The 21,941-nt window shown below is 71.0% G+C and carries 24 protein-coding genes and 1 rRNA gene; 16 read left to right on the top strand and 9 right to left on the bottom strand.

Annotated elements, in window-relative coordinates; all coding sequences use genetic code 11:
- Nucleotides 1–93 precede the first annotated feature (93 nt).
- Genes pstC through pstB form a run of 3 tightly spaced genes read left to right on the top strand, consistent with a single transcriptional unit; the run spans nucleotide 94 to nucleotide 2,941 of the window.
- On the top strand, nucleotides 94–1,068 hold the full coding sequence (gene pstC, locus ACFQ79_RS34855; RefSeq protein ID WP_383590866.1) for a phosphate ABC transporter permease subunit PstC: 975 nt from the start codon (nucleotides 94–96) through the stop codon (nucleotides 1,066–1,068).
- Nucleotides 1,065–2,138: a phosphate ABC transporter permease PstA gene (gene pstA, locus ACFQ79_RS34860; protein WP_383590868.1), complete on the top strand. Its 1,074-nt coding sequence runs from the start codon at nucleotides 1,065–1,067 to the stop codon at nucleotides 2,136–2,138. The genes pstC and pstA overlap by 4 nt, the downstream gene beginning before the upstream one ends.
- A gap of 26 nt (nucleotides 2,139–2,164) precedes the next feature.
- Nucleotides 2,165–2,941 (top strand): phosphate ABC transporter ATP-binding protein PstB, encoded by a 777-nt coding sequence (gene pstB / locus ACFQ79_RS34865; protein WP_030323320.1) that lies wholly within the window; start codon nucleotides 2,165–2,167, stop codon nucleotides 2,939–2,941.
- A 126-nt stretch (nucleotides 2,942–3,067) separates the two neighbouring features.
- Here pstB and ACFQ79_RS34870 read toward each other — a convergent pair whose 3' ends face one another.
- Together ACFQ79_RS34870 and ACFQ79_RS34875 are read right to left on the bottom strand one after the other, a co-directional pair.
- Nucleotides 3,068–4,066 (bottom strand): anion permease, encoded by a 999-nt coding sequence (locus ACFQ79_RS34870; RefSeq protein WP_383590870.1) that lies wholly within the window; start codon nucleotides 4,064–4,066, stop codon nucleotides 3,068–3,070.
- A 6-nt stretch (nucleotides 4,067–4,072) separates the two neighbouring features.
- The gene (locus tag ACFQ79_RS34875; protein ID WP_015035093.1) at nucleotides 4,073–4,693 is read right to left on the bottom strand and encodes a DUF47 domain-containing protein; all 621 of its coding nucleotides are present in this window, start codon (nucleotides 4,691–4,693) and stop codon (nucleotides 4,073–4,075) included.
- 192 nt (nucleotides 4,694–4,885) lie between these two features.
- On the opposite strand from ACFQ79_RS34875, the gene ACFQ79_RS34880 reads away from it, so the two are divergent.
- A complete protein-coding gene (locus ACFQ79_RS34880) occupies nucleotides 4,886–5,242 on the top strand; it encodes a metal-sensitive transcriptional regulator (RefSeq protein ID WP_229315229.1) in 357 nt (118 codons plus the stop codon).
- Nucleotides 5,243–5,291: 49 nt separating this feature from the next.
- Here the strand turns inward: ACFQ79_RS34880 and ACFQ79_RS34885 are convergent, their stop codons facing one another.
- Together ACFQ79_RS34885 and ACFQ79_RS34890 are read right to left on the bottom strand one after the other, a co-directional pair.
- Nucleotides 5,292–5,477, bottom strand: a complete 186-nt coding sequence (locus tag ACFQ79_RS34885) for a hypothetical protein (protein WP_030323327.1) — start codon at nucleotides 5,475–5,477, stop codon at nucleotides 5,292–5,294.
- Between the two features lie 127 nt (nucleotides 5,478–5,604).
- Nucleotides 5,605–6,450, bottom strand: coding sequence for a hypothetical protein (locus tag ACFQ79_RS34890; RefSeq protein ID WP_383590872.1), 846 nt, complete (start codon nucleotides 6,448–6,450; stop codon nucleotides 5,605–5,607).
- Nucleotides 6,451–6,581: 131 nt separating this feature from the next.
- Here ACFQ79_RS34890 and ACFQ79_RS34895 point away from each other — a divergent pair, with 131 nt between their 5' ends.
- Nucleotides 6,582–6,746 (top strand): hypothetical protein, encoded by a 165-nt coding sequence (locus ACFQ79_RS34895; RefSeq protein ID WP_383590874.1) that lies wholly within the window; start codon nucleotides 6,582–6,584, stop codon nucleotides 6,744–6,746.
- A 111-nt stretch (nucleotides 6,747–6,857) separates the two neighbouring features.
- On the opposite strand, the gene ACFQ79_RS34900 is transcribed toward ACFQ79_RS34895, so the two are convergent.
- A complete protein-coding gene (locus tag ACFQ79_RS34900; protein ID WP_383590875.1) occupies nucleotides 6,858–7,580 on the bottom strand; it encodes a phosphatase PAP2 family protein in 723 nt (240 codons plus the stop codon).
- 233 nt (nucleotides 7,581–7,813) lie between these two features.
- Nucleotides 7,814–8,848: an NlpC/P60 family protein gene (locus tag ACFQ79_RS34905; protein ID WP_383590877.1), complete on the bottom strand. Its 1,035-nt coding sequence runs from the start codon at nucleotides 8,846–8,848 to the stop codon at nucleotides 7,814–7,816.
- A gap of 318 nt (nucleotides 8,849–9,166) precedes the next feature.
- Here ACFQ79_RS34905 and ACFQ79_RS34910 point away from each other — a divergent pair, with 318 nt between their 5' ends.
- The 6 genes from ACFQ79_RS34910 to ACFQ79_RS34935 all read left to right on the top strand — a co-directional run bounded on the left by ACFQ79_RS34910 (nucleotide 9,167) and on the right by ACFQ79_RS34935 (nucleotide 16,376).
- Nucleotides 9,167–9,475 carry a hypothetical protein gene (locus tag ACFQ79_RS34910; protein WP_017242359.1) on the top strand — a complete coding sequence of 103 codons (309 nt, stop codon included), beginning with the start codon at nucleotides 9,167–9,169 and terminating at the stop codon, nucleotides 9,473–9,475.
- 95 nt (nucleotides 9,476–9,570) lie between these two features.
- Nucleotides 9,571–10,407: a hypothetical protein gene (locus tag ACFQ79_RS34915; protein WP_383590879.1), complete on the top strand. Its 837-nt coding sequence runs from the start codon at nucleotides 9,571–9,573 to the stop codon at nucleotides 10,405–10,407.
- Nucleotides 10,397–11,731 carry a hypothetical protein gene (locus ACFQ79_RS34920; protein ID WP_383590881.1) on the top strand — a complete coding sequence of 445 codons (1,335 nt, stop codon included), beginning with the start codon at nucleotides 10,397–10,399 and terminating at the stop codon, nucleotides 11,729–11,731. The genes ACFQ79_RS34915 and ACFQ79_RS34920 overlap by 11 nt, the downstream gene beginning before the upstream one ends.
- The gene (locus tag ACFQ79_RS34925; RefSeq protein ID WP_383590883.1) at nucleotides 11,728–13,281 is read left to right on the top strand and encodes an SCO6880 family protein; all 1,554 of its coding nucleotides are present in this window, start codon (nucleotides 11,728–11,730) and stop codon (nucleotides 13,279–13,281) included. Before ACFQ79_RS34920 ends, ACFQ79_RS34925 begins: the two co-directional genes overlap by 4 nt.
- Before the next feature lie 20 nt (nucleotides 13,282–13,301).
- Nucleotides 13,302–14,702 carry an ATP-binding protein gene (locus ACFQ79_RS34930; RefSeq protein WP_383590884.1) on the top strand — a complete coding sequence of 467 codons (1,401 nt, stop codon included), beginning with the start codon at nucleotides 13,302–13,304 and terminating at the stop codon, nucleotides 14,700–14,702.
- Nucleotides 14,703–16,376 carry a type IV secretory system conjugative DNA transfer family protein gene (locus ACFQ79_RS34935; protein ID WP_383590885.1) on the top strand — a complete coding sequence of 558 codons (1,674 nt, stop codon included), beginning with the start codon at nucleotides 14,703–14,705 and terminating at the stop codon, nucleotides 16,374–16,376.
- A gap of 28 nt (nucleotides 16,377–16,404) precedes the next feature.
- On the opposite strand, the gene ACFQ79_RS34940 is transcribed toward ACFQ79_RS34935, so the two are convergent.
- Nucleotides 16,405–16,884 (bottom strand): MarR family transcriptional regulator, encoded by a 480-nt coding sequence (locus ACFQ79_RS34940; RefSeq protein ID WP_383590886.1) that lies wholly within the window; start codon nucleotides 16,882–16,884, stop codon nucleotides 16,405–16,407.
- Between the two features lie 97 nt (nucleotides 16,885–16,981).
- Here ACFQ79_RS34940 and ACFQ79_RS34945 point away from each other — a divergent pair, with 97 nt between their 5' ends.
- Entirely contained in the window at nucleotides 16,982–17,338 is a 357-nt protein-coding gene (locus ACFQ79_RS34945) for an HGxxPAAW family protein (RefSeq protein WP_383590888.1), read from the top strand.
- 94 nt (nucleotides 17,339–17,432) lie between these two features.
- On the opposite strand, the gene ACFQ79_RS34950 is transcribed toward ACFQ79_RS34945, so the two are convergent.
- Entirely contained in the window at nucleotides 17,433–17,990 is a 558-nt protein-coding gene (locus ACFQ79_RS34950; protein ID WP_383590890.1) for a GNAT family N-acetyltransferase, read from the bottom strand.
- Between the two features lie 136 nt (nucleotides 17,991–18,126).
- On the opposite strand from ACFQ79_RS34950, the gene ACFQ79_RS34955 reads away from it, so the two are divergent.
- The 4 genes from ACFQ79_RS34955 to ACFQ79_RS34970 are packed head-to-tail and all read left to right on the top strand — an operon-like array spanning nucleotide 18,127 to nucleotide 21,755.
- Nucleotides 18,127–19,029, top strand: coding sequence for an ABC transporter ATP-binding protein (locus ACFQ79_RS34955; protein WP_383590892.1), 903 nt, complete (start codon nucleotides 18,127–18,129; stop codon nucleotides 19,027–19,029).
- Nucleotides 19,026–19,844 (top strand): ABC transporter permease, encoded by an 819-nt coding sequence (locus ACFQ79_RS34960; protein ID WP_383590894.1) that lies wholly within the window; start codon nucleotides 19,026–19,028, stop codon nucleotides 19,842–19,844. The genes ACFQ79_RS34955 and ACFQ79_RS34960 overlap by 4 nt, the downstream gene beginning before the upstream one ends.
- 13 nt (nucleotides 19,845–19,857) lie before the next feature.
- Entirely contained in the window at nucleotides 19,858–21,084 is a 1,227-nt protein-coding gene (locus ACFQ79_RS34965) for a sensor histidine kinase (RefSeq protein WP_383590896.1), read from the top strand.
- The gene (locus ACFQ79_RS34970) at nucleotides 21,081–21,755 is read left to right on the top strand and encodes a response regulator (RefSeq protein ID WP_383590898.1); all 675 of its coding nucleotides are present in this window, start codon (nucleotides 21,081–21,083) and stop codon (nucleotides 21,753–21,755) included. Before ACFQ79_RS34965 ends, ACFQ79_RS34970 begins: the two co-directional genes overlap by 4 nt.
- 94 nt (nucleotides 21,756–21,849) lie before the next feature.
- Here ACFQ79_RS34970 and rrf read toward each other — a convergent pair.
- Nucleotides 21,850–21,941, bottom strand: a 5S ribosomal RNA gene (rrf, locus tag ACFQ79_RS34975); the annotation flags it as partial.

The raw sequence follows: 21,941 nt of genomic DNA on the forward strand, positions 1-21,941 counted from the left end.
CGGCCCCCCGCTCCGGGGGGCCGGACCCGGCATCCGGTGCACCGCCGCCAGGAGCCCGTACGTCCGTAGGGGCCCCGCAGACCGGAGAAGCAGATGGCTACCACCACACCAGACATAAAGAGGAGCCGGAGCGCCAAGAGCGCGTCCCGCCCCGGAGACCGCATCTTCAGCGGTCTGTCCCGAGGCTCCGGCATCACCCTCCTCGTGATCATGGCCGCGATCGCCGGCTTCCTCACCTACCGCGCCGTCCTCGCGATCTCGAAGGACAGCACGAACTTCTTCACCACCTTCGAGTGGAACCCGGCCGGCGACCCGCCGGTCTTCGGCATCGCCGTCCTCGCCTTCGGCACCGTGGTCTCGTCGATCATCGCCATGGCCATCGCCGTGCCCATCGCGATCGGCATCGCCCTCTTCATCTCGCACTACGCCCCGCGCAAGCTGGCCAAGCCGCTCGCGTACGTCGTCGACCTGCTCGCCGCCGTGCCCAGCATCATCTACGGCCTCTGGGGCGCGATCTTCCTCGTCCCGTACCTGGACGGCCTCAACAAGTGGCTGAACGAGTACTTCGGCTGGACGTACATCTTCGACAAGGCCAACGACGGCCCGGCCCGCAACCTCTTCACCGTGGGCATCCTGCTGGCGATCATGATCCTTCCGATCATCACCAACGTCACCCGTGAGGTCTTCCTCCAGGCCCCGAAGATGCACGAGGAAGCCGCGCTCGCCCTCGGCGCCACGCGCTGGGAGGTCATCCGCATGTCGGTGCTGCCCTTCGGCCGCTCCGGCATCATCTCCGCCTCCATGCTGGGCCTCGGCCGCGCACTCGGCGAGACCATGGCCGTCGCCGTGGTCCTCTCCCCCAGCTTCCTCATCTCGGGCCACCTTCTCGACCCGGGTGGCGGCACGTTCGCGCAGAACATCGCCGCCAAGTTCAACGAGGCCAACGAGTTCGGCCGGGACGCGCTGATCGCGTCCGGTCTCGTCCTCTTCGCCATCACCCTGCTGGTCAACGGCGCCGCCCGCTGGATCATCGGCCGCCGCAAGGAGTACTCGGGGGCAGCGGCATGAGCCACGCCATACAGGATCGTCCGGTCGCGACGGTCAAGCGCGCCAGTTCGCTCTCCAGCGCCCGCCTCCCCCGCTGGAGCCCGATCGCCATCGCCGCCGGCTCCATCGCCGCGGGCATCGGCATCGGGCTCGGCGCCGGCTGGCACAGCAAGGTCCAGTGGGGCATGATCGCCGCGCTGCTCTTCGTGCTCACCACGTACGTGCTGACCACCAAGGTCGAGGGCAGCCGCCAGGCCAAGGACCGCGTCGCCACCAGCCTCGTCTGGGTCTGCTTCATCCTGGCCGTCGTCCCGCTGCTCTCCCTCGGCTGGGTCACGATCAGCAAGGGCATGGAAGTACTCGACCCGTACTTCCTGAGCCACTCGATGAACGGCGTCCTCGACGCCGAGGCCGGCGGCGGTGTCTACCACGCGCTGCTCGGCACCATCGAGCAGGTCGCCATCGCGACCGTGATCGCCGCCCCGATCGGCCTCCTCACCGCCGTCTACCTCGTCGAGTACGGCGGCGGCAAGCTGGCCCAGGCCGTCACCTTCTTCGTCGACGTCATGACGGGCATCCCGTCGATCGTCGCCGGCCTCTTCATCCTCGCCACCTGGAACCTGATGCTGGGCTTCGGCCCCTCCGGTTTCGCCGGCGCGATGGCCCTCGCCATCCTGATGATGCCGGTCGTGGTCCGCTCCACCGAGGAGATGCTCAAGCTCGTCCCGAACGAGCTCCGCGAGGCCTCCCTCGCCCTCGGCATCCCCAAGTGGCGCACCATCCTGAAGGTGGTCCTCCCCACCGCGATCGGCGGCATCACCACGGGCGTCATGCTCGCGGTCGCCCGTATCACCGGTGAGACGGCCCCGATCCTGCTCCTCGTGTTCGGTACGAAGCTCATCAACCCGAACCCCTTCGAAGGCGCTCAGTCCTCCCTGCCGCTCTACGTGTACGAGCAGTACGCGGTCGGCACCGACGCAGCCGTGTCCCGCGCATGGGCCGCAGCGCTCGTCCTGATCGCCTTCGTCATGATCCTCAACCTGGTGGCCCGCGGCATCGCCCGCTGGAAGGCCCCCAAGACCGGCCGCTGACGCGGTCACCCTGGAAGTGAATTGATATGGCCAAGCGAATCGACGTCAGCGGCCTCTCCGCGTACTACGGCGCCCACAAGGCGATCGACGACATCTCCATGACCGTCGAGCCCCGCTCCGTGACGGCCTTCATCGGCCCGTCCGGCTGCGGCAAGTCCACCTTCCTGCGCACCCTGAACCGCATGCACGAGGTCACCCCCGGCGGCCGCGTCGAGGGCAAGGTGATGCTGGACGACGAGAACCTGTACGGCTCGAACGTCGACCCCGTCGCCGTGCGCCGCACGGTCGGCATGGTCTTCCAGCGCCCGAACCCCTTCCCCACCATGTCGATCTTCGACAACGTGGCGGCGGGCCTGCGCCTCAACGGCAAGTACAAGAAGTCGCAGCTCAACGACATCGTCGAGAAGTCCCTCAAGGGCGCCAACCTCTGGAACGAGGTCAAGGACCGCCTGAACAAGCCGGGCTCCGGCCTCTCCGGCGGTCAGCAGCAGCGTCTGTGCATCGCCCGCGCCATCGCGGTCGAGCCCGACGTCCTGCTGATGGACGAGCCCTGCTCGGCCCTCGACCCGATCTCGACGCTGGCGATCGAGGACCTCATCGGCGAGCTGAAGGAGCGCTTCACGATCGTCATCGTGACGCACAACATGCAGCAGGCCGCCCGTGTCTCGGACCGCACCGCCTTCTTCAACCTGGCGGCCGTCGGCCAGCCCGGCAAGCTGATCGAGCTGGACGACACCGAGCGCATCTTCTCCAACCCGAGCGTCCAGGCGACCGAGGACTACATCTCCGGCCGCTTCGGATAAAGACTCGTCTACGGTGCTGCATGGCGGTGCCACCGTTAGACGAAGGGCCCGGCTCCCCCACAGGGGAGCCGGGCCCGACCATTTCAAGCCACTGTCGGCCTCAGCCGACGCACTGCTGCACCACCGTCAGCCGAAGAACAGCTGCACCACGTAGAAGCTGCCCGCAGCCACCAGCGCCGCCGCCGGCATCGTGATGAACCAGCCCAGGATGATGTTCTTGGCGACACCCCACCGCACCGCGTTGACCCGCTTCGTCGCACCCACGCCCATGATCGCGGAGGTGATGACGTGCGTCGTCGAGATCGGCGCGTGGAAGAGGAACGCCGAGCCGAACATGATCGACGCGCCCGTGGTCTCCGCCGCGAAACCCTGCGGCGGGTCCAGCTCGATGATCTTCCGGCCGAGGGTCCGCATGATGCGCCAGCCACCCGCGTACGTACCCAGCGAGAGCATCACGGCGCACGCGATCTTCACCCACACCGGGATGTCGTCGCCGGAGTCCTGCACATCGGCGATGACGAGGGCCATCACCACGATGCCCATCGTCTTCTGCGCGTCCTGCAGACCGTGACCGAGCGCCATGCCGGCCGCCGACACCGTCTGCGCGATACGGAAGCCGCGCTTGGCCTTGTGCGGGTTGGCCTTGCGGAACATCCACATGATCGCGCACATCACCAGGTAACCGGCCACGAGGCCGACCACCGGCGAGATGAACATCGGGATGACGACCTTGTCGAGGACGCCACCCCAGATGACCTCCGTACCGCCGGCGAGCGCCGCACCCACCATGCCGCCGAACAGGGCGTGCGAGGAGGAGGACGGCAGACCGAAGTACCAGGTCACCAGGTTCCAGATGATCGCGCCGACCAGCGCGGCGAAGAGGATGCCCATCCCCTTGTCGCCGTGCGGCGTCTCGATCAGGCCCTCGCTGACCGTCTTGGCGACCCCGCTGCCCATGAAGGCACCGGCGAGGTTCATGACGGCGGCCATGGCCAGGGCCGCGCGGGGGGTCAGGGCACGCGTCGACACCGAGGTGGCGATGGCGTTGGCCGAGTCGTGGAAGCCGTTGGTATAGGTGAAGCCGAGCGCGACACCGATGGTCACGATCAGAGCAAAGGTGTCCACGAAGCCTCAGGACTCCTTGACCGCGATGGTCTCCACCGTGTTGGCCACGTGCTCGAACGCGTCGGCCGCCTCTTCCAGCACGTCGACGATCTGCTTGAGCTTCAGCACCTCGATGGCGTCGTACTTGCCGTTGAAGAGCGTCGCGAGCAGCTTGCGGTGGATCTGGTCCGCCTGGTTCTCCAGCCGGTTGACCTCGATCCAGTACTCGGTCAGGTTGGCCATCGTCCGCAGGTTCGGCATCGCCTCCGCGGTCAGCTCCGCCGCCCGCGCCAGCACCTCGATCTGCTGCTCGACACCCTTGGGGAGCTCCTCGACGTTGTAGAGGACGACCAGGTCGACGGCCTCCTCCATGAAGTCCATGATGTCGTCGAGGGAGGACGCGAGGTTGTAGATGTCCTCACGGTCGAACGGCGTGATGAACGAGGAGTTCAGCTGGTGGAAGATGGCATGGGTCGCGTCGTCGCCGGCGTGCTCCGCTGCCCGCATCCGCTCCGCGATCTCGGCCCGGGCGGAAGGCTCCGCTCCGAGCAGTTCCATCAGGAGTTTCGAGCCCGTGACGATGTTGTCCGCGGACGCGGCGAACATGTCGTAGAAGCTCGTCTCCCTGGGGGTCAGACGAAATCGCACGTGAGGTCCTCGGGGTGCTGGGTTTCGGTCAGGCTGATGCTAGGCGCATCATCCGGCCACGGCTAACCGGCGTCTCTCAGTGTCGCCCATCAGGCACAGTGAACAGCACGGGCCCCCGCCCGGATCGGCGGGGATCGGTACCATATACCCACGAGGGGTATACACCCCCTTAATGGACAACGGGAGGACGCCATGACGACCACCGAGGCGGACCAGGTCACCCCCGAGGCCGTCGAGGCCGTCGGGCCGGCCGACCACGAGCACGGCGTGCACGGCTACCACAAACAGAAGGACGAGCACCTCAAGCGGCTCCGCCGGATCGAGGGCCAGATCCGCGGGCTCCAGCGGATGGTCGACGAGGACGTCTACTGCATCGACATACTCACGCAGGTCTCCGCCTCGACGAAGGCGCTCCAGTCGTTCGCCCTCCAGCTCCTCGAGGAGCACCTGCGGCACTGCGTCGCGGAGGCGGCGACCAAGGGCGGCGACGGCATCGACGCCAAGGTCGAGGAGGCCACGAAGGCCATCGCCCGCATGATGCGGACCTGAGGCCTCCCACCCGCTCCTCCCGTACGCGGTGACGAGCCGGGCCGTTCCGTCAGAGGTCCTCCACGGCCCGCTCCACCGCCACCCTCAGCACCTCGTCGATCCGGTCGGCGCTGAGCCGTTCCCCGTCCGCGGCCGACGCGGCGATGATCAGCTCGCCGCACAGTTCGATCTCGGCGAGGGCGACGCAGTCGGGGTCTGCGGTCACGGTTGCTGTACCGGGCGGGGCCACGCGCATCCACCTCTTCCTGCCGGCGTCGGTCTCCCAGCGGTCTCCCAGCGTAGGGACGGCGACACGCACCGCGCATGACACGTCCGGACCATTTGCCGATGGTCCACGCCAGCACCGGGCCAGGTCAGGCCGTTCAGGCCTTGATCTTCCCGGCGTAGATGTCCCGGCGGTCCGGCAGCGTCACCTGGACGGGGACCCCGAAGCCGTACAGCAGGGTCGTCGACGCGACCGCGACCGTACGGCCCTGGTTGCTGAAGCTGAACTGGTGGCGCACCTTCCGCAGCCGCCCCTCCCCGTCGAGGTACGCGTCGAAGGGCACGGTGTCCGTGGCGAACCCTTTCGCCGCCGCGGCGAGCGCTCCCCTGAGCTGCGGCGCGGCGACCCGGGCGGCGTGCGCGATGTCCGCGACCCCCCGGTAGTGGCTGACTTTCACCCCTGCCAGCTCGACCTCTCCGACGTACGTGACCTGCCGGGCGCCCCGCAGCAGCTCCGCGGCGGCGGCCGGATCGGTGGCCCCGCCCGTGACGAGGTTCCCGTCGTCGAGGGTGGTGGTGTCGACCCGCACCCACTTGTCGGCGGGCACCCCGGCCCCCCGGTTCTTCATGTAGAGGGCGCCGGGAGTGAGGAGCTCGGTGATCGGCCGATGCTCGCTGGCCCCGGCCGCGTCCTTGGGCAGCACCACCTGGAGCCGGCCGGTACGCCGCCGGAAGTCGTAGCCGCCCTCGCCCCGGATGGTGACCCGCGTCCCGCCCGCGGCCATCTCCATGGAGGTGCTCGCCTTGGAGGTGCCGGCCTTCGTCAGCGCGTCGGGGGCGTTCCGTACGGCGAGGGTGGGGTCGACCGCGGGCCTGGGGTCCTCGGCGGCGGCGCACCCCGAGACCGCCGCGGTCCCGACGAGGGAGCCGACCAGGACGGCCGTGACGGCGAACGCCCCGCTCCCGCGCACCACCGGACGGCCGTACCGCAGCTGCACCACCATCGTCTGCCAACCCCCAACGCCTCACCGCTGTCTGCCCGGGACCCGCCCTTCCCCGGGCCCGCGGGCCCTGGGGACGCCCGATCCGCATAACGACGGTCGAGGCGTGCCGTCACGCGCAGTACCGTGGTGAGGTGCACGCGCAGTCCTCCCCCCACACCGCCACGACGTCGGAGCGCGGCTCGTTCGCGCTGGCACGCTGCAGCTGCGGCTGGACGGGCCCGGCCCGACGATCCCGCGACCGGGCCCGCACGGACGCGGCGGACCACGTCCGCACCGCGGCGGCCACGGAGGGCTAGCCGGCGAGACCCCTCAGGCCCGGCGCCAAGGCCCGGCGCCGGGGCGGGTGACCGGGGCGGGTGACCGGGGCGCGAACGCCGCCGGGGCGGCGTTCGCCGGACAGCCGGGCTCTAGGCGGCGAGGTCGTTGTGGCCGGGCCCGGAGGCCGGGCCCCCGATGCGGGGCTCGGGGATGCCGACCGCCTCCGGATGCCGCGCCGGCTCGGCCCGGCGGGAGCGGACGAGACCCGCGCAGCGGCCCGAGCGGGCGACGGCGGAGACCACCGGGGTGAGCAGCGCGAGGGCCAGCGGGGCCAGGAGCAGCGCCACCGCCGTGCCGAGGGCGAAGCCGCCGATGACGTCGGTCGGGTAGTGGACGCCCATGTAGACGCGCGCGAAGCCCTCGGCGAGGGCGAGGCCGATCGCGACGAGACCGAACCTGCGGTGGGCGACGAAGACGCCGACGCCGAGGGCCATCGCCAGCGTGGCGTGATCGCTGACGAAGGAGAAGTCGGTCTTCCCGGCGACGAGGACCTCGAGCCCCTGATGGTCCCTGAAGGGCCGGGGGCGCTCGACGAAGCCGCGGATGGGGATGTTCACCAGGAGGGCGACGCCGGCGGCCAGCGGCGCCCAGACGAGCCCGGCGACGGCCGAGACGGAGTCGGCCAGGGTGCCGCGGCGGCGCACGCTCCACCAGCACCACAGGACGACGAGGGCCATCGCGAGCATGATCCCGTACTCGCCGACGAACCCCATGACGCGGTCGAACCACGGCGGGGCGGCCTTGGCCAGCCCGTTGATGTCGTAGAGCAGGCTGACATCGGGGTTCGAACCGTCCGATGCGAGTCCAGCCATCTGCTGAGGCCCCTTGCTCTCGTGTCTGTGTTTTCCAACCCCCGTGGTCAGAGCGGTCGGACCAAGGAACGAACCGCCTGAGGCGCACGTTCCGATCTCTCCCGTGGATCATGATGACGTTATCGAAGAGTGACGGTTCACCGCAGCTCAGGGCCTGTGCATGACGGAGAGTTCCGGCCATGTCCGGTACGACCGGAAGGCGCACCCGCCCTCCGACGGCCCGTCTGCTCCGGTCAGGACTGCGGGAGATGGGTGGGCAGCGCCGCCGCGCCCTCCGCGGTGACCCGGGTCGCACCGAAGTAGTCCGGGGTGTCGACCCGGTCGAAACGGATCACGGCCCCGGTGCGCGGCGCGTCGATCATGTACCCGCCGCCGACGTAGATGCCGACGTGCCGGATGGCCCGCGAGTTGGTCAGGTCGTCGGAGAAGAAGACCAGGTCCCCGGGGAGCAGCTCCTCGCGCGAGGGGTGCGGGCCGGCGTTGTACTGGTCGTTGGCCACGCGCGGCAGCCGGATGCCGACGCTCTCGTACGCGGCCTGGGTGAGCCCGGAGCAGTCGAACCGGCCGTTCTGCGCGGCCGTGCCCGTACCGCCCCAGAGGTAGGGGGTGCCGAGCTTCCCCTGTGCGTAGTGGATCGCACTGGCCGCCTGCCGGGACGGATCGACACGGCCGACGGGCTGGGCGAAGCTCTTCTCCAGGGACTTGATGATGCGCACGTAGTTCCGGGTCTCGCTGATGGGCGGCACCCCGCCGTGCTTGATCACCCGGTACGCGCCCGCGTTGTACGCGGCCAGCATGTTGCTCGCCGGGTCCCCGGGCACGTTCTTCACGTAGCCGGCGAGCTCGCAGTCGTACGAGGCGGCCGAGGGGATCGCATCCTTCGGGTCCCAGATGTCCCGGTCGCCGTCCCCGTCGCCGTCCACCCCGTGACCGGCCCAGGTGCCGGGGATGAACTGCGCGATGCCCCGGGCGTCGGCGGAGGACACGGCCCGCGGGTTCCAGCCGCTCTCCTGGTAGAGCTGGGCGGCGAGCAGGGCCGGGTTGATGGCGGGGCAGAGGTTCCCCCACTGCTGCACGAGCCCCCGGTAGAGCGCCGGGACCGCGCCCTTGGCGAGCCCCACGGAACCGTTCACGCCGCTGCCCGCACCGCCGGCGAGACCCGCCGCCGCCGAGTACGTCCCGACCACGAGCAGCGCGACGAAGCTCAGACAGACCCCGAAGGCCCCACCGGCCACCAGCCACGCCTTGCCGGCCCTACGCACCGTCAACCACCCCTCGGCTCATGGCAGTACGCCCCCGGGGCCGAGTCTAGGCGGTGGGCCGCCGACACCGCCCCAAGAGTGCAACAACGACAATCATTGCCCGGAGTCACTCTCCGTGATACACAGAGTGACCATACGCGTCTTTGCATAGAAACCGGCCAGACCGCCGCAGGTCAAGACGGTCAAGTCGGTCAGATGTGCGGGGATCGGGTAAAGAGAGCCGTCAAGCCGTCACACGCGAGCGGTTTCATCAGCGAAGATAGGGCGATGACCCATGCCGTCCGGCAGGGGCGACGAACTACCCATACAGGGGCGGTGAGTTACATGTACCTGGCGGCAGAAAAAGGCGACATCACCACCATCATCGGTGGAATCGCCCCGAACTGGGGCCCCTTCGGCAGCCTGGGCGCCGAGGCGAAGATCATGATCGAGGTGGTGATGGCCGTGGCCATCCTGCTCTGCCTCGGCATCGCCATCTGGGGAGCGGCCAAGCAGCGCATCGGCGCGACCGCCCTCCGCGACACGTTCAGCGCGGAACAGGGCAAGGGCCTCATCGTGGCCGGCCTGACCGGCGTCTTCATCATCGGATCGCTGGGGACGCTGTTCACCATCGTGTACGGGATGGCGGTCTGACCCCCCGTCGGACACCACCCCCTGAGAATGCGTTCCCCAGATGTCCAGCACGACGTACTGCCCGTACCGCGAACCAGTGAGGGGGCGTTCCCGGCATGAGTCCCGGTGACGAGCACGACAGCTTCGGCGGCGTGGGCGGCTCGGGCCAGACCCGGACCCGCCTGCCCGAGGGCAACAGCGGCGACGTGTACGGCGGCGCCCGCCGCCCCGTCCGCAGCTCGCGCTCCCTCATCACGGTCGTCGGCGTGGTGGTCCTCCTCGTCGCGGCCATCGCCTTCGCCAACCGCGGCGGCGGCGACCCGGCGGACGCGGCGGGCCCCTCCTCCGACACCCCCGGCAAGGCGGCCCCCACGGCGGCGACGGGCATCCGCCCGGTCACCGGCAAGAACGGCCAGATCCCCACGGGCTACGCCCAGGACGAGCAGGGGGCGCAGAGCGCGGCGACGAATTACGCGGTGGCGCTGGGTTCGGTCGGCATGTTCAACGCCGACCAGCGCCGCGAGATCGTACGCACCGTCCACGCCCCGGCACTCGTGGACGACCTCCTCACGCAGTTCGACGCCTCCTACACAGCCGAGCTCATGGCCAGCGCCGGACTCAACAAGGACGGAACCGCCCCCTCCGGCATGACACTCGTGGCACGCACCATCCCGATCGGCGCGCAGGTCCGGGAGTACACGGAGAACTCCGCGACGGTCGAGGTCTGGTGCACCAGCCTCGGTGGCCTGGCCGGCGCGGGCTCGACCAAGCCCGTCACTTCCACGTGGTTCACCATCACGGAGAAGCTCACGTGGGTCGGGGGCGACTGGCGCCTGGTGTCCAGCGACCAGCGCGAGGGCCCTACCCCGGTCAACGGCGACAACCGCGCCTCCACGTCCGACGAGATCGCCGAAGCCGTCGAGGGATACGGAGGGTTCACCTATGCCCGCTGAGCGAAGCTTCGCAGTGCGCGCGGCGACCGCGATCGTATGCGTGTTCCTCTTCCTGCCCCTCCTGCTCGCATCCGCCGCCCAAGCGGCTCCCACACCGACGCCGACGGCGCCCACGCCCTCCCCGAGCACCAGCGCGGGCAAGAGCGAGTGCAGATTCCTGGTGGGAGAAGCCAGGACGCTCTGCGAGAGGAGTCAGCCCGGCGGCGACACGGTGCCGCTCCCCGAGACCAACAACGAGCAAGACCCCCTCAAGTCCCTCGCCCGCGGCTTCTCCGACGCCGCCATCGCCACCATCGACTACCTCTCCAAGGCCGTCAAAGAAACCGCCGACGTCGACTTCACCAACACGGAGTTCCTCGGCCGGTACGCCATCGTCTTCGCCGCCTCCACCGTCCTCACCCTCCTCCTCTGGCTCCTCGCCGTCGCCAAGCGCGCCGTCCGCGGCGTCCCCCTGACCACCGCGCTCTCCGAAGCCATCGGCTTCCTCTGGCTGACGGTCCTCGCCTCCGCCTTCACGCCCCTGATCCTCTACACCGTCGTCAACGCCACCGACGCCGTCACCGAGGTCATCGCCTCCGGCACCGGCAAGCAGACCGACGTCTTCTTCGGCAGCTTCAAGGAGGCCCTCCAGAAGGGCGACAGCATCGGTGGCGGTCCCATCATGCTGATCATCGTGTCCCTGGTGACCGTGATCGCCGCCGGCGTGCTCTACCTGGAGCTCTTCCTCCGCGCCGTCATGCTGTACGTCGGCGCCCTCCTCGGCGTCGTCGTCTACTCCGGCCTCGTCGACAAGAACATGTGGGGCCACGTCCGCCGCTGGGCCGGCATCATGATCGCGATCATCCTGGTCAAGCCGGTCATCGTCATCGTCCTCGGTCTGGCCGGCGCCCTCTCCTCCGGCACCGGACCCGACTCGTTCTCCGCCGTCGTCTCCGGCCTCGCGATCATCCTGCTCGCGATCTTCGCCTCCGCGATGATCTACCGGTTCGTTCCCGGCTTCGGCGACGAGATCGCCGCCTCCCGCAACAACCGCCTGCACCGAGCGGGTGAGAACGCGGCCGCGGCCGTCATCTCCTCCCCCGCCTCGCTCGTCTCCCAGGGCATCAAGACCCACAGCTCCCGCGGCGACGGCGGCGGCGGTCAGGGCGGCCAGCCCGCCCGCCCCGCCAACCCGATGTCCGGCGGCATGGCCGCCCACAGCAGCCGCGGCGGAAGCGGTGGCGGCGGTGGCGGCGCGACTCCCCCGCCCCCGCCCCGCAGCAGCAGTCCCACCGCGGGAACCCCGCACAGTAGCCGCAAGAACTCTGGAGGTGCAGGGCGTTGACGACCCAGTCCCAGCCGGTCGCGCCCCGCCGTACGTATCTCGTGGGCCGTGCCCGGCCGAACGCGATCGTCGGCAAGAACCGCGAGACGGGCGAGATCGCCCTGATCATCGTCGGCGCCTTCCTCGGCATGATGAGCGGACTCCTCGTCCCCCTCCTCCCCCTGCGGATCGCACTCCTCGCCGGCCTCCCGATGCTCGCGATCGCCGCCGTGTACCTCCCGTACAAGCACCGCACGTTCTACAAGTGGTTCGAGATCAACCGCAGCTACAAGCGGATGCTCAAGCGCGGCACGGCCTACCGCTCCGTCGTCTCCGAGGCCGGCACCCACCTCGACGGCCGCGAGGTCGAGGTCGGCCCGCCGCCCGGCATCGGCCGCGTGGGCTGGCTCGCCGCCCCCTTCGGCCCCGACGAGATCGCCGTCCTCCTGCACGCCGACCGCCGCACCGTCACCGCCGCCATCGAGATCGAGGGCCCCGGCGTCGGCCTCCGCGACAGCGAGGACCAGGAGGCCCTGGTCGACCGCTTCGGCACGCTCCTCAAGCACGTCGCCAACGGCGACGGCTTCGTGACCCGCCTCCAGATGCTGGCCCGCACCCTCCCCGCCGACCCGGACGCCCACGCCAAGGACGTCGGCCAGCGCGGCGACCCGAACGCGCCGACGTGGCTCATGGATTCGTACGACCAGCTCCAGTCGATGGTCTCCACCTCCAGCGAGCAGCACCGCGCCTACCTCGTCGCCTGCATGCACTACACGCGCGAACTCGCCGCCGAGGCCAATGCCATGGCCCGTGCCGCCAAGCACGCCTCCGGCGCCCGCAAGCTCGACCGCGACGCCGGCCTCGCCGTCGTCATGGCCCGCGAGCTCACCGACATCTGCGCCCGCCTCGCCGAGGCCGACATCCGGGTCCGCCAGCCCCTCGGCCAGTCCCGGCTCGCCTCCCTCGTGCACTCCATGTACGACCCGGACCACCCCATCGACCACATCCAGGCCATGACGAAACGAAACGCTTGGCCCGCCGAACTGGACGCGATGGAGCCGACGTACCTCCAGGCCAAGACCCGCGAGTCCTCGACCCGCGCCCCCTGGTGCCATGCCACCGCCTGGGTGAAGGAATGGCCGATGACCCCCGTCGGCGTCAACTTCCTCGCCCCGCTGCTCGTCCACACCCCGGACGTGATCCGTACGGTCGCCGTGACCATGGATCTGGAGCCCACCGAGGTCGCCATCGAGCGGATGCTCACCGAGAAGACCAACGACGAGGCCGACGCCTCCCGCGCCGCCAAGATGAACCGCACGGTCGACCCGCGCGACATCGCCGCCCACGGCCGGCTCGACCAGCGGGGTGAAGATCTCGCCAGTGGCGCAGCCGGAGTGAACCTCGTCGGGTACATCACGGTGTCGTCGCGTTCTCCCGAGGCCCTGGCCCGGGACAAGCGCACGATCAGGGCCTCCGCCGGCAAGTCGTATCTGAAGCTGGAGTGGTGCGACCGCGAGCACCACCGGGCCTTTGTGAACACCTTGCCGTTCGCGACCGGCATCCGCCGCTAGGGCCGAAGGGGCACAGACCCATGCGAGATCCGCTGTCCGTCCTCACCGACGCCTTCACCTCCTTCGTCTTCGGCAAGGTGGAGACGACCCGCCTGCCCGTCCGCACCTCCACCGGGCAGGCCCAGGCCGTCTACCTGCCGACCGCGGCCCCCGGCCTCGGCGACTCCGGCGTGATCATCGGCCGCGAGGTCTACAGCGGCAAGGGGTACATCTACGACCCCTTCCAGCTGTACGGGCAGCAGCTCCCCGCCCCCCACTGGCTGGTCCTCGGCGAGTCCGGCAACGGCAAGTCGGCGCTGGAGAAGACGTACGTGCTCCGCCAGCTCCGCTTCCGCGACCGGCAGGTCGTCGTCCTCGACGCCCAGGGCGAGGACGGCGTCGGCGAATGGAACCTCATCGCGCAGGAGCTGGGGATAACCCCCATCCGCCTGGACCCCATGGTCGCCAACGACTCCGGGATCCGCCTCAACCCGCTCGACCCGTCGATCACCACGACCGGGCAGCTCGCCCTGCTCCGGACGATCATCGAGGTGGCGATGGGTCACGGCCTCGACGAGCGCTCCGGCTTCGCGCTCAAGGTCGCCCACGCGTACGTCGTCGAGCACACGACCCACCGCCAGCCGATCCTCACCGACATCGTGGAGCGGCTCCGCCACCCCGAGGCGGAATCCGCCGAGGCGATGAACGTCGACATAGACGATGTACGGGCCTGGGGCCTGGACGTCGCCCTCGTCCTGGACCGGCTGGTCGACGGCGACCTGCGGGGCATGTTCGACGGACCGACGACCGTCGGCATCGACCTCGACGCGCCCCTGATCGTCTTCGACCTCTCCCACATCGACCGCAACTCCATCGCCATGCCGATCCTCATGGCGATCGTCGGCGTCTGGCTGGAGCACACCTGGATCCGCCCCGACCGGAAGAAGCGCATCTTCCTCGTCGAGGAGGCCTGGCACATCATCAACAGCCCGTTCGTGGCGCAGCTGTTCCAGCGGCTGCTCAAGTTCGGCCGCCGCCTCGGCCTCTCCTTCGTCGCCGTCGTCCACCACCTCTCCGACGTCGTCGACGGAGCCGCGGCGAAGGAGGCCGCGGCGATCCTCAAGATGGCCTCCACCCGGACCATCTACGCCCAGAAGGCCGACGAGGCACGCAACACGGGCCGGGTCCTCGGTCTGCCCCGCTGGGCGGTCGAGATCATCCCGACCCTCACCCCCGGCATCGCGGTCTGGGACGTCAACGGCAACGTGCAGGTGGTCAAACACCTCATCACCGAACGAGAACGCCCGCTGGTCTACACGGACCGCGCCATGACGGAGGCCTCGGCCCCGTCGGGAGACCCGGACCTCGAATGGGAGACGGAGCAGCGCGCGATCCTCATCGAGCAGCAGATGAACGGCACGTCGCAGTCGACGGTGGCGTAGATGGAAGCGGCACGGAAGGGCGGGGGAGGGGTCTCCGACGGGCTGCTGCTCAGCCTGTTCGGCCTCCTTCTGTGCCTCACGGTCCTGGTGTGGACGGCGACCGGCCTGGCCGGTCTCCTCTCCCACGGCGCCTGGCCGCAGGGCGTGGCCTTCACGGGCACGCCCTCGGCCCTGCGCTCCCTGGTCACGGCCCCGACGGACCTCGCGGCGGCCTGGCCGGCCACCCCGCCGGGTCAGCTCTCCGGGTACGGCCTGTTCTGGGGCCTGCTGATCGGCGAGGCGATGATCCTCTTCGTCCTCGCGATCTTCGCGCTGGGCACCCTGGCCCGCTGGCGAGCGGTGCGCGCCAACAGGCGGGCGGGGGCGTACGGGAGGAACGAGACGCCGGTACGGACCACCCGCGAGCCGGCGTACGAGAAGCCGGGGCACGACGAGCCGGCGTACGAGAAGCCGGGGCACGACGAGCCCACGTACGAGAAGCCCGGGCACCACGAGCCGGCGTACGAGAAGCCCGTCCACGAGAAGTCCGTACGTGACGAGCCCGCGCGCAGGCCCGCTCCCCCGGCCCCCCGCCGCCCGGCCGCGACGCACGCACCGGAGCCGCCCACGGCCCCGATCCCGACCACACCTCCGGCACCCCCGGCACCGCCGGCCCCGGTCTCCGCCCCCGTCCCGGCCCCGTCCGCGGCACCTGTCCCGGCAGCGGCGGCCGTTCCGGCGGCGGCCCACGTCCCCGCCTCCGCGGGCCCCGGCAGCCGTACGTTCTACGGCCTCCCGGACGCCCGCCTCCCCGTGGCCGTCCAGGCCGTCCAGGACGCCGAGGGCCCGGTCCTGGTCGTCACCTCCGACCCCGCCCTCTGGTCCGCGACCAAGGACGCGCGCGGCAAGCTCGGCCCTGTCCTCGTCCACGACCCCGGCCACCTGTGCGACACGCCCGCACGGCTCCACTGGTCGCCGTCCGAGCGCTGCGAGGACCCGGCGGTCGCCGCGGAGCGGGCGGTCGCCCTGCTGGCTCCGGTCCGTCCGCACTCCCGGCTGGACGCCGCCACCGCGGACACTGCGGAAACGCTCCTGCGCTGCTGGCTGCACGCGGCCGCCGTGGACGGGCGTCCGTTCCGCCAGGTCCACCGCTGGGCGCTGGGCACGGGCGCCCACGAGCCGGTACGGATCCTCCGGAGCCACCCGAAGGCGGCCTCCGGCCACGCGGGACTGCTCGAATCGGCCCTCACCGCGCACCCCGAAAGCCGCCGCATGGCACAGGAACTGACGGCCCGTGCGCTGGCGTCGCTCTCCTCGGTGCACATCCGGGAGGCCTGCACCCCGAATCGAACGGATTCGCTGGCGCTGGCATCTTTCCTCCCCGAAGGGGGCACCCTCTACGTGGTGGGGGAACCGATCGAGGATCCCCGCACCCACCCCGGCGCGATGCCGCTCCTGACGGCGCTCGCCGCAAGCGTGGTCGAGCACGGCCGCCGCATGGCCGCACGGTCATCCGACGGTCGGCTCGACCCACCAATGACCCTCGTCCTGGACGACGTCGCCGCCGTGGCACCGCTCCCCCAGCTCCCGGAGCTCCTCGCCACCGGTCACACCCGGGGCCTCCCGACCCTGGCCCTGATGCGCTCGCCCGAACAGGCCCGCACGAGGTGGCCGGAGACCTCCCTGAGCCGCTGAGGCCCCCGGGCCCCGGCCCGCTCCCGCGTCAGAGCGCGCGTCCGCGCAGGGAGTGCAGGTGGGCGCGGGCGGCGTCGGCGGCATGGGTGAACCAGTCGGCGATGACCGCGGTCTCCTCCGGGGTGTAGCGGGCGAAGACCTCCTCCAGGCGGGCGTAGAACGGCTGGTACAGCGCGACGACCCGTGCGGCCGCTTCCGGGTCCGCGACCACCCGCACCCGCCGCCGGTCGGCCGGGTCCGGGGCCCGGCGGGCGTATCCGGCCTTCTCCAGCCGGTTGAGCACACCGGTCACGGCCCCCGTGGTGAGGTTGGCGCGCTCCGCCAGGTCCCCGGCCGACAGTGGGTCCTCGCCGGCGCCGAGCACATGCCCGAGGCAGGTCAGATCGGTCACGTTGAGGCCGAGGGCCTGCGCGACCTCCTGCTGGCCGATGAGGCCCAGGGCCACGTACGCGTCCATCCGGTGGATCGCCTCGCCGACGGTGGCCGGGGGACGGCTCTTGCCCTCCACGCAGAGACTCCTTAGCATCTAAATTACTTAGCTCGTGAGATAAACCATCCCACCGATGCCTTCATCCTGCCTGCCCCGACACCCCAGAGGAGCATCCATGAGTGCCCACGGCGACGTCGACCTCGGCCACACCCTCGCCGGGTGGACCGGTACCACCCTCGCCGGACTGGGCTCCGCCGTCGCCGGAGCCGGAATCTGCCTGGACCGCGCCTGGGCCCTGTGGCTCGGCGCGGCACTGGCCGTTCTGGCCGCCGCCGCGACCTGGATCCTCCACCTGACGGGCTGGGGCAAGCCCTCCGGCCCCCGCCCGGCCGATCAGTGGGACTGGCGGGTCCGCGACGCCGGCGCCCGCCACGGCCACCCCGACTGCCTAGGCTGCCGCCTCGCGGGCCGCCCCGTCACGGCCACCGCCCGACCGCGACCGCACCCCGAACCAACCCCCGGCCGCGCCTGACCCCAGCCGCGACCCCAGCCCTGGTCTCGGTCCTGGCCCCGATCCCGGCCCCAGCCACGACCCCAGCCCCGCCCCCCGTCCCCGCCATCCGCGCCTACGAAGCGCGCCGCACCTCGTACTCGATCTCCGTCGCCGTGTCGTTCCCCGGGACGGGCACCCGGTCCCCCGTCGCCACGAAGCCGAAGCGGCGGTAGAAGGCGGCGGCCCGCGCGTTGTCCTCGTGGACGTAGAGCCGCACCCGCTCGACCGGCTCCGCGAGCGCCCAGGACCACTCGACGCCCGCACGGAACAGCGCGTCGATCACACCGGTCCCCCGCACCTCGGGCCGTACGTAGACACCCACGATGTGCGTCTGACCGACCTTCGCCGGCTCACCGAAGCGCACCTCGTCCGACGGCCGTTCCACCAGGAGCGTGATCGTGCCGACCCACGTCCCGTCCGGGGCCTCGGCCACGAACTGCCGCACGTTTCCGTCGCCCGTCTCGGACGCCCCCTCGGCGCGCTCCTGCCAGAACGAGTCCGGGCGCTGCACGGAGGCCTCGTACGTCTCGAGGAACGCGAGGTGGGCGACCGGGTCGCGCAGAGCAGCGAGACGGAGCTCGCGGGCCCGCTCCCACTCGTCGGCACGGATGGCACGTATCGAAAAGTCCATGCGCCCGATCCTCCGTGCGACCGCACGCCCCTGACAAGGGCTTTTCGCCTCCGTCGTACCCCGGTACTACGCCAACGCCCCACCTCCCGCCCCAGGTCGGACGATCGCCCGCCGCCCGCTCCCTAGCGTCGTCGGCATGATCCGAGCAGAGAACCTCACCAAGCGGTACGGGGACACCACCGTCGTCCAGGACCTCAGCTTCACCGTCCGACCGGGCGCCGTCACCGGCTTCCTCGGCCCCAACGGCGCCGGGAAGTCCACCACCCTCCGCATGATCCTCGGCCTCGACGCCCCCACCCGCGGGCACGCCACCGTCGACGGCCGCCCGTACGCCCGGCACCGCGCCCCGCTCACCCGGGTCGGCGCCCTCCTGGAAGCCCGCTCCGTGCACCCCGGGCGGTCAGCCCGCCACCACCTCACGGCCCTCGCCCTCACCCACGGCATCCCGCGCTCCCGCGTCGACCGCGTCCTCGCCGTCACCGGCCTCACCCATGTCGCCGACAAGCGCGTGAAGGGCTTCTCCCTCGGCATGGGCCAGCGCCTCGGCATCGCCGCCGCGCTCCTCGGCGACCCGGCCGCCGTCGTCCTCGACGAACCGGTCAACGGCCTCGACCCCGAGGGCGTGCTCTGGATCCGCACCCTCCTCAAGTCCCTCGCCTCCGAGGGCCGTACGGTCCTCGTCTCCTCCCACCTGATGAGCGAGATGGCCCTCACCGCCGACCACCTGATCGTCATCGGCAGGGGCCGGCTGCTCGCCGACACCACCGTCGACGAACTCGTCCGCACCTCCGGCGGCGCCTCCGTCAAGGTCGTCACGCCTGAGGCCGATCGGCTGCGGAACCTGCTCCCCGGCGCCGCCTTCACCCTGGAGGCCCCCGACACCCTCCTCGTCACCGGCCCGGACGCACCGGAGATCGGCCGCACGGCCGCCGCCCACGGCCTCCCCCTCCATGAACTGACCCCTCAGGCCGCCTCCCTCGAGCAGGCGTTCATGGCCCTCACCCACGACTCCGTCGAATACCAGGGAGCCCCCGCATGAGCACCCCGACCATCACCCCGGCCACGTCGTCGACCACCGCTCCCACCGCGACCCCACGGCTCACCCACGCGCGCGTCCTCCACTCCGAGTGGCACAAACTGTGGACCGTCCGCTCGACCTGGATCACCGTCCTCACCGCCGCGGCGCTCGTCCTCGGCGTCGGCATCCTCATGGGCGCCACCTACACCTCCGACGGCGGCGACTCCGACGTCGACACCGTCATCCTCACCCTCTACGGCAGCCAGCTCGGCGCCATCGCCCTCGCCGTCCTCGGCATCCTGGTCACCGCCGGCGAATACGCGACGGGCATGATCCGCGCCTCCCTCACCGCCGTCCCCGGCCGCCTCCCCGTCCTCGGGGCGAAAGCCGCCGTCTACACCGGCGTCGTCCTCGCCCTCACCCTCGTCACCAACCTGCTGACCTTCCTCACCGCGCAGGTCTTCCTCTCCGACACCGACCAGGCCGCCTCCCTCACCGACGACGGCGTCCTCGCCGCCCTCGCGGGCAACGCCGCCGGCCTCACCCTCCTCGGTCTGGTCGCCCTCGGCCTCGGCGCGACCCTCCGCTCCGTACCCGGCGCGATCGGCGCCTTCGTCGGCGGCGTGATGATCCTGCCCGAGGTCCTCGGAATGCTCCCGTACGAGGTGATGGAGACGGCCGTCCGGTACTTCCCCACCCAGGCCGCCGGGGCCCTCGGCTCGGCCACCCCGCTCCCCGGCGCGGCCTCCCCCGGCGCCGCCCTCCTCGCCCTGCTCCTGTGGGCGGCCGCGACGCTCGCGGTCCCCGCACTGTTGCTCAAGCGCCGGGACGTATGAGGATGATGACGGGGTGACCACGGAAGCGACCGCGACGACGGGCCTCAGCCGCTCCCTCCAGCGACTGCTCGCGCACGCCCGGGCGTTCGACGCCCGCCGACCCCGGCTGTGGGACTCCACGCTGACGCTCTTCTGGACGGCGGCGGCACTGGTGGACGCGTCGGGCGGCTGGCGGAACACCGCCCCCGACCCGTCCGTCCCCGCCTGGCTCGTGGTCACCCTGAGCCTCGGTCTCTCCCTCCCGCTGTACCGGCGCCGCCGAGAGCCGCTGGCCGCCCTCACCGTGATGGCCTGCGCGGCGCTGGTCAGCGCGGCATCGGGCGCCTTCCTCCAGGCCGGCTACCTCCAGCTGATCCCGCTCTTCCACATCGCCCTCACCCGCCCGCCCCGCGTCCTCCTCCACGCCTCCGCCCTGCTGGTGCCGCCCCTCGTCACGGGGGCGGTCCGCTTCCCCCGGGGAAGCTGGGACCAGCACGTCGTCCCCACCCTGTGGACGTACGCGCTCGTCGCCCTCCTCGGCATCGCGGTCCGCTCCCGCAAGGACCACACGGCGGCCCTCGTCGACCGGGCCCGCCGACTGGAGGTCGAACGCGACCAGGAGGTACGGCTCGCCGCCGCGGCCGAACGCACCCGGATCGCCCGCGAGATGCACGACATCATCGGCCACAACCTCTCGGTCATCACGGGCCTCGCGGACGGCGGCAGGTACGCGGCGGCGAAGAACCCCGAACGCGCCGCCCAGGCCCTCGACGCCATCGGTACGACGAGCCGCGAGGCCCTCGCCGAACTCCGGCGCCTGCTCGGCGTCCTGAGCGACGACGACCAGGAGGCGGCGCGGGATCCCCAGCCCACCCTGGCCGACCTCGACGCCCTGATCACCGGCGTACGGAAGGCGGGCCTGCCGGTACGGTTCGACCGGGGCGACTCCTCCCCCGGCCGCCCCCTCACCCCCGGCGCCCAGCTGACGGTCTACCGGGTGGTCCAGGAAGCCCTGACGAACGCCCTGAAGCACGCGGGCGAGGGCGCGAAGGCGACCGTCCTCCTCACCCACACCCCCCAGGAGGTACGGGCGGAGGTCACGAACACGGGACCCGCCGTTCCACCGTCCGGTCAGGGCCAGGGACTTACCGGGATGCGGGAGCGCGCGGCCCTCTACGACGGCACACTCGATACCGGCCCGCTGCCGACCGGCGGCTGGCACGTCCGACTCCGACTCCCCCGGGAGGGCTCCCCCTCGTGACGACCGTTCTCATCGCGGACGACCAGCCGATGCAGCGCTTCGGCTTCCGCATGCTCCTGGAGAGCCAGGACGACATGACCGTCGTCGGAGAGGCCTCCAACGGCACCGAGGCGATCCGGCTCGTCGACCGTCACCACCCCGACGTCGTCCTGATGGACATCCGGATGCCCGGCCTGGACGGTATCGAGGCGACCCGCCGCATCGTCGCCACGGGCGACCGCACACGGATCCTGATCGTCACGACCTTCGACCTCGACGAGTACGCGTACGACGGCCTCCGCGCCGGAGCCAGCGGCTTCCTGGTGAAGGACGCCCAGCCGGAGGAACTCCTCGCCGGCATCCGCGCGGTGGCGAGCGGCGACGCGGTCGTCGCGCCGAGCCTCACCCGCCGTCTCCTGGACGCCTACATCCACCACCTGCCGGCGGCGTCCTCCCCGACGGCCGACCCGCGCCCGCAGGACCCCCGGCTCGCGGCTCTCACGGACCGGGAACGCGAGATCCTCACGGTCATCGGCCAGGGCTGGACGAACACGGAGATCGCCGAACGCCTGCACCTCGCGGAGTCGACGGTGAAGACCCACGTGGGCCGCATCCTCGCGAAGACCGGCGCCCGGGACCGCGTCCAGGCGGTGATCCTGGCGTACGACACCCAACTCGTCGCGCCGGCCTGAGCAGGCCAAGCCCCACAGGAAATGACCCCTGAAAATGCCCCCTGAACGCAGAAAAGCCCCGCACCATAAGGTGCGGGGCTTTCCCACAATGATTGTTCGGCGGCGTCCTACTCTCCCACAGGGTCCCCCCTGCAGTACCATCGGCGCTGAAAGGCTTAGCTTCCGGGTTCGGAATGTAACCGGGCG

The organism is Streptomyces sp. NPDC056480, from assembly GCF_042795405.1.
In the GTDB taxonomy this organism is placed as follows: Bacteria; Actinomycetota; Actinomycetes; order Streptomycetales; family Streptomycetaceae; genus Streptomyces.

Excerpts from the sequence above, each read along its gene's own strand:
- ACFQ79_RS34930 (WP_383590884.1), top strand. The coding sequence starts at position 13,302 with ATGCGAGATCCGCTGTCCGTCCTCACCGACGCCTTCACCTCCTTCGTC.
- ACFQ79_RS34950 (WP_383590890.1), bottom strand. The coding sequence starts at position 17,990 with ATGGACTTTTCGATACGTGCCATCCGTGCCGACGAGTGGGAGCGGGCC.
- ACFQ79_RS34900 (WP_383590875.1), bottom strand. The coding sequence starts at position 7,580 with ATGGCTGGACTCGCATCGGACGGTTCGAACCCCGATGTCAGCCTGCTC.
- ACFQ79_RS34955 (WP_383590892.1), top strand. The coding sequence starts at position 18,127 with ATGATCCGAGCAGAGAACCTCACCAAGCGGTACGGGGACACCACCGTC.
- ACFQ79_RS34920 (WP_383590881.1), top strand. The coding sequence starts at position 10,397 with ATGCCCGCTGAGCGAAGCTTCGCAGTGCGCGCGGCGACCGCGATCGTA.
- ACFQ79_RS34880 (WP_229315229.1), top strand. The coding sequence starts at position 4,886 with ATGACGACCACCGAGGCGGACCAGGTCACCCCCGAGGCCGTCGAGGCC.
- pstC (WP_383590866.1), top strand. The coding sequence starts at position 94 with ATGGCTACCACCACACCAGACATAAAGAGGAGCCGGAGCGCCAAGAGC.
- ACFQ79_RS34915 (WP_383590879.1), top strand. The coding sequence starts at position 9,571 with ATGAGTCCCGGTGACGAGCACGACAGCTTCGGCGGCGTGGGCGGCTCG.
- ACFQ79_RS34885 (WP_030323327.1), bottom strand. The coding sequence starts at position 5,477 with ATGCGCGTGGCCCCGCCCGGTACAGCAACCGTGACCGCAGACCCCGAC.
- ACFQ79_RS34960 (WP_383590894.1), top strand. The coding sequence starts at position 19,026 with ATGAGCACCCCGACCATCACCCCGGCCACGTCGTCGACCACCGCTCCC.
- pstB (WP_030323320.1), top strand. The coding sequence starts at position 2,165 with ATGGCCAAGCGAATCGACGTCAGCGGCCTCTCCGCGTACTACGGCGCC.
- ACFQ79_RS34890 (WP_383590872.1), bottom strand. The coding sequence starts at position 6,450 with ATGGTGGTGCAGCTGCGGTACGGCCGTCCGGTGGTGCGCGGGAGCGGG.
- pstA (WP_383590868.1), top strand. The coding sequence starts at position 1,065 with ATGAGCCACGCCATACAGGATCGTCCGGTCGCGACGGTCAAGCGCGCC.
- ACFQ79_RS34935 (WP_383590885.1), top strand. The coding sequence starts at position 14,703 with ATGGAAGCGGCACGGAAGGGCGGGGGAGGGGTCTCCGACGGGCTGCTG.
- ACFQ79_RS34945 (WP_383590888.1), top strand. The coding sequence starts at position 16,982 with ATGAGTGCCCACGGCGACGTCGACCTCGGCCACACCCTCGCCGGGTGG.
- ACFQ79_RS34910 (WP_017242359.1), top strand. The coding sequence starts at position 9,167 with ATGTACCTGGCGGCAGAAAAAGGCGACATCACCACCATCATCGGTGGA.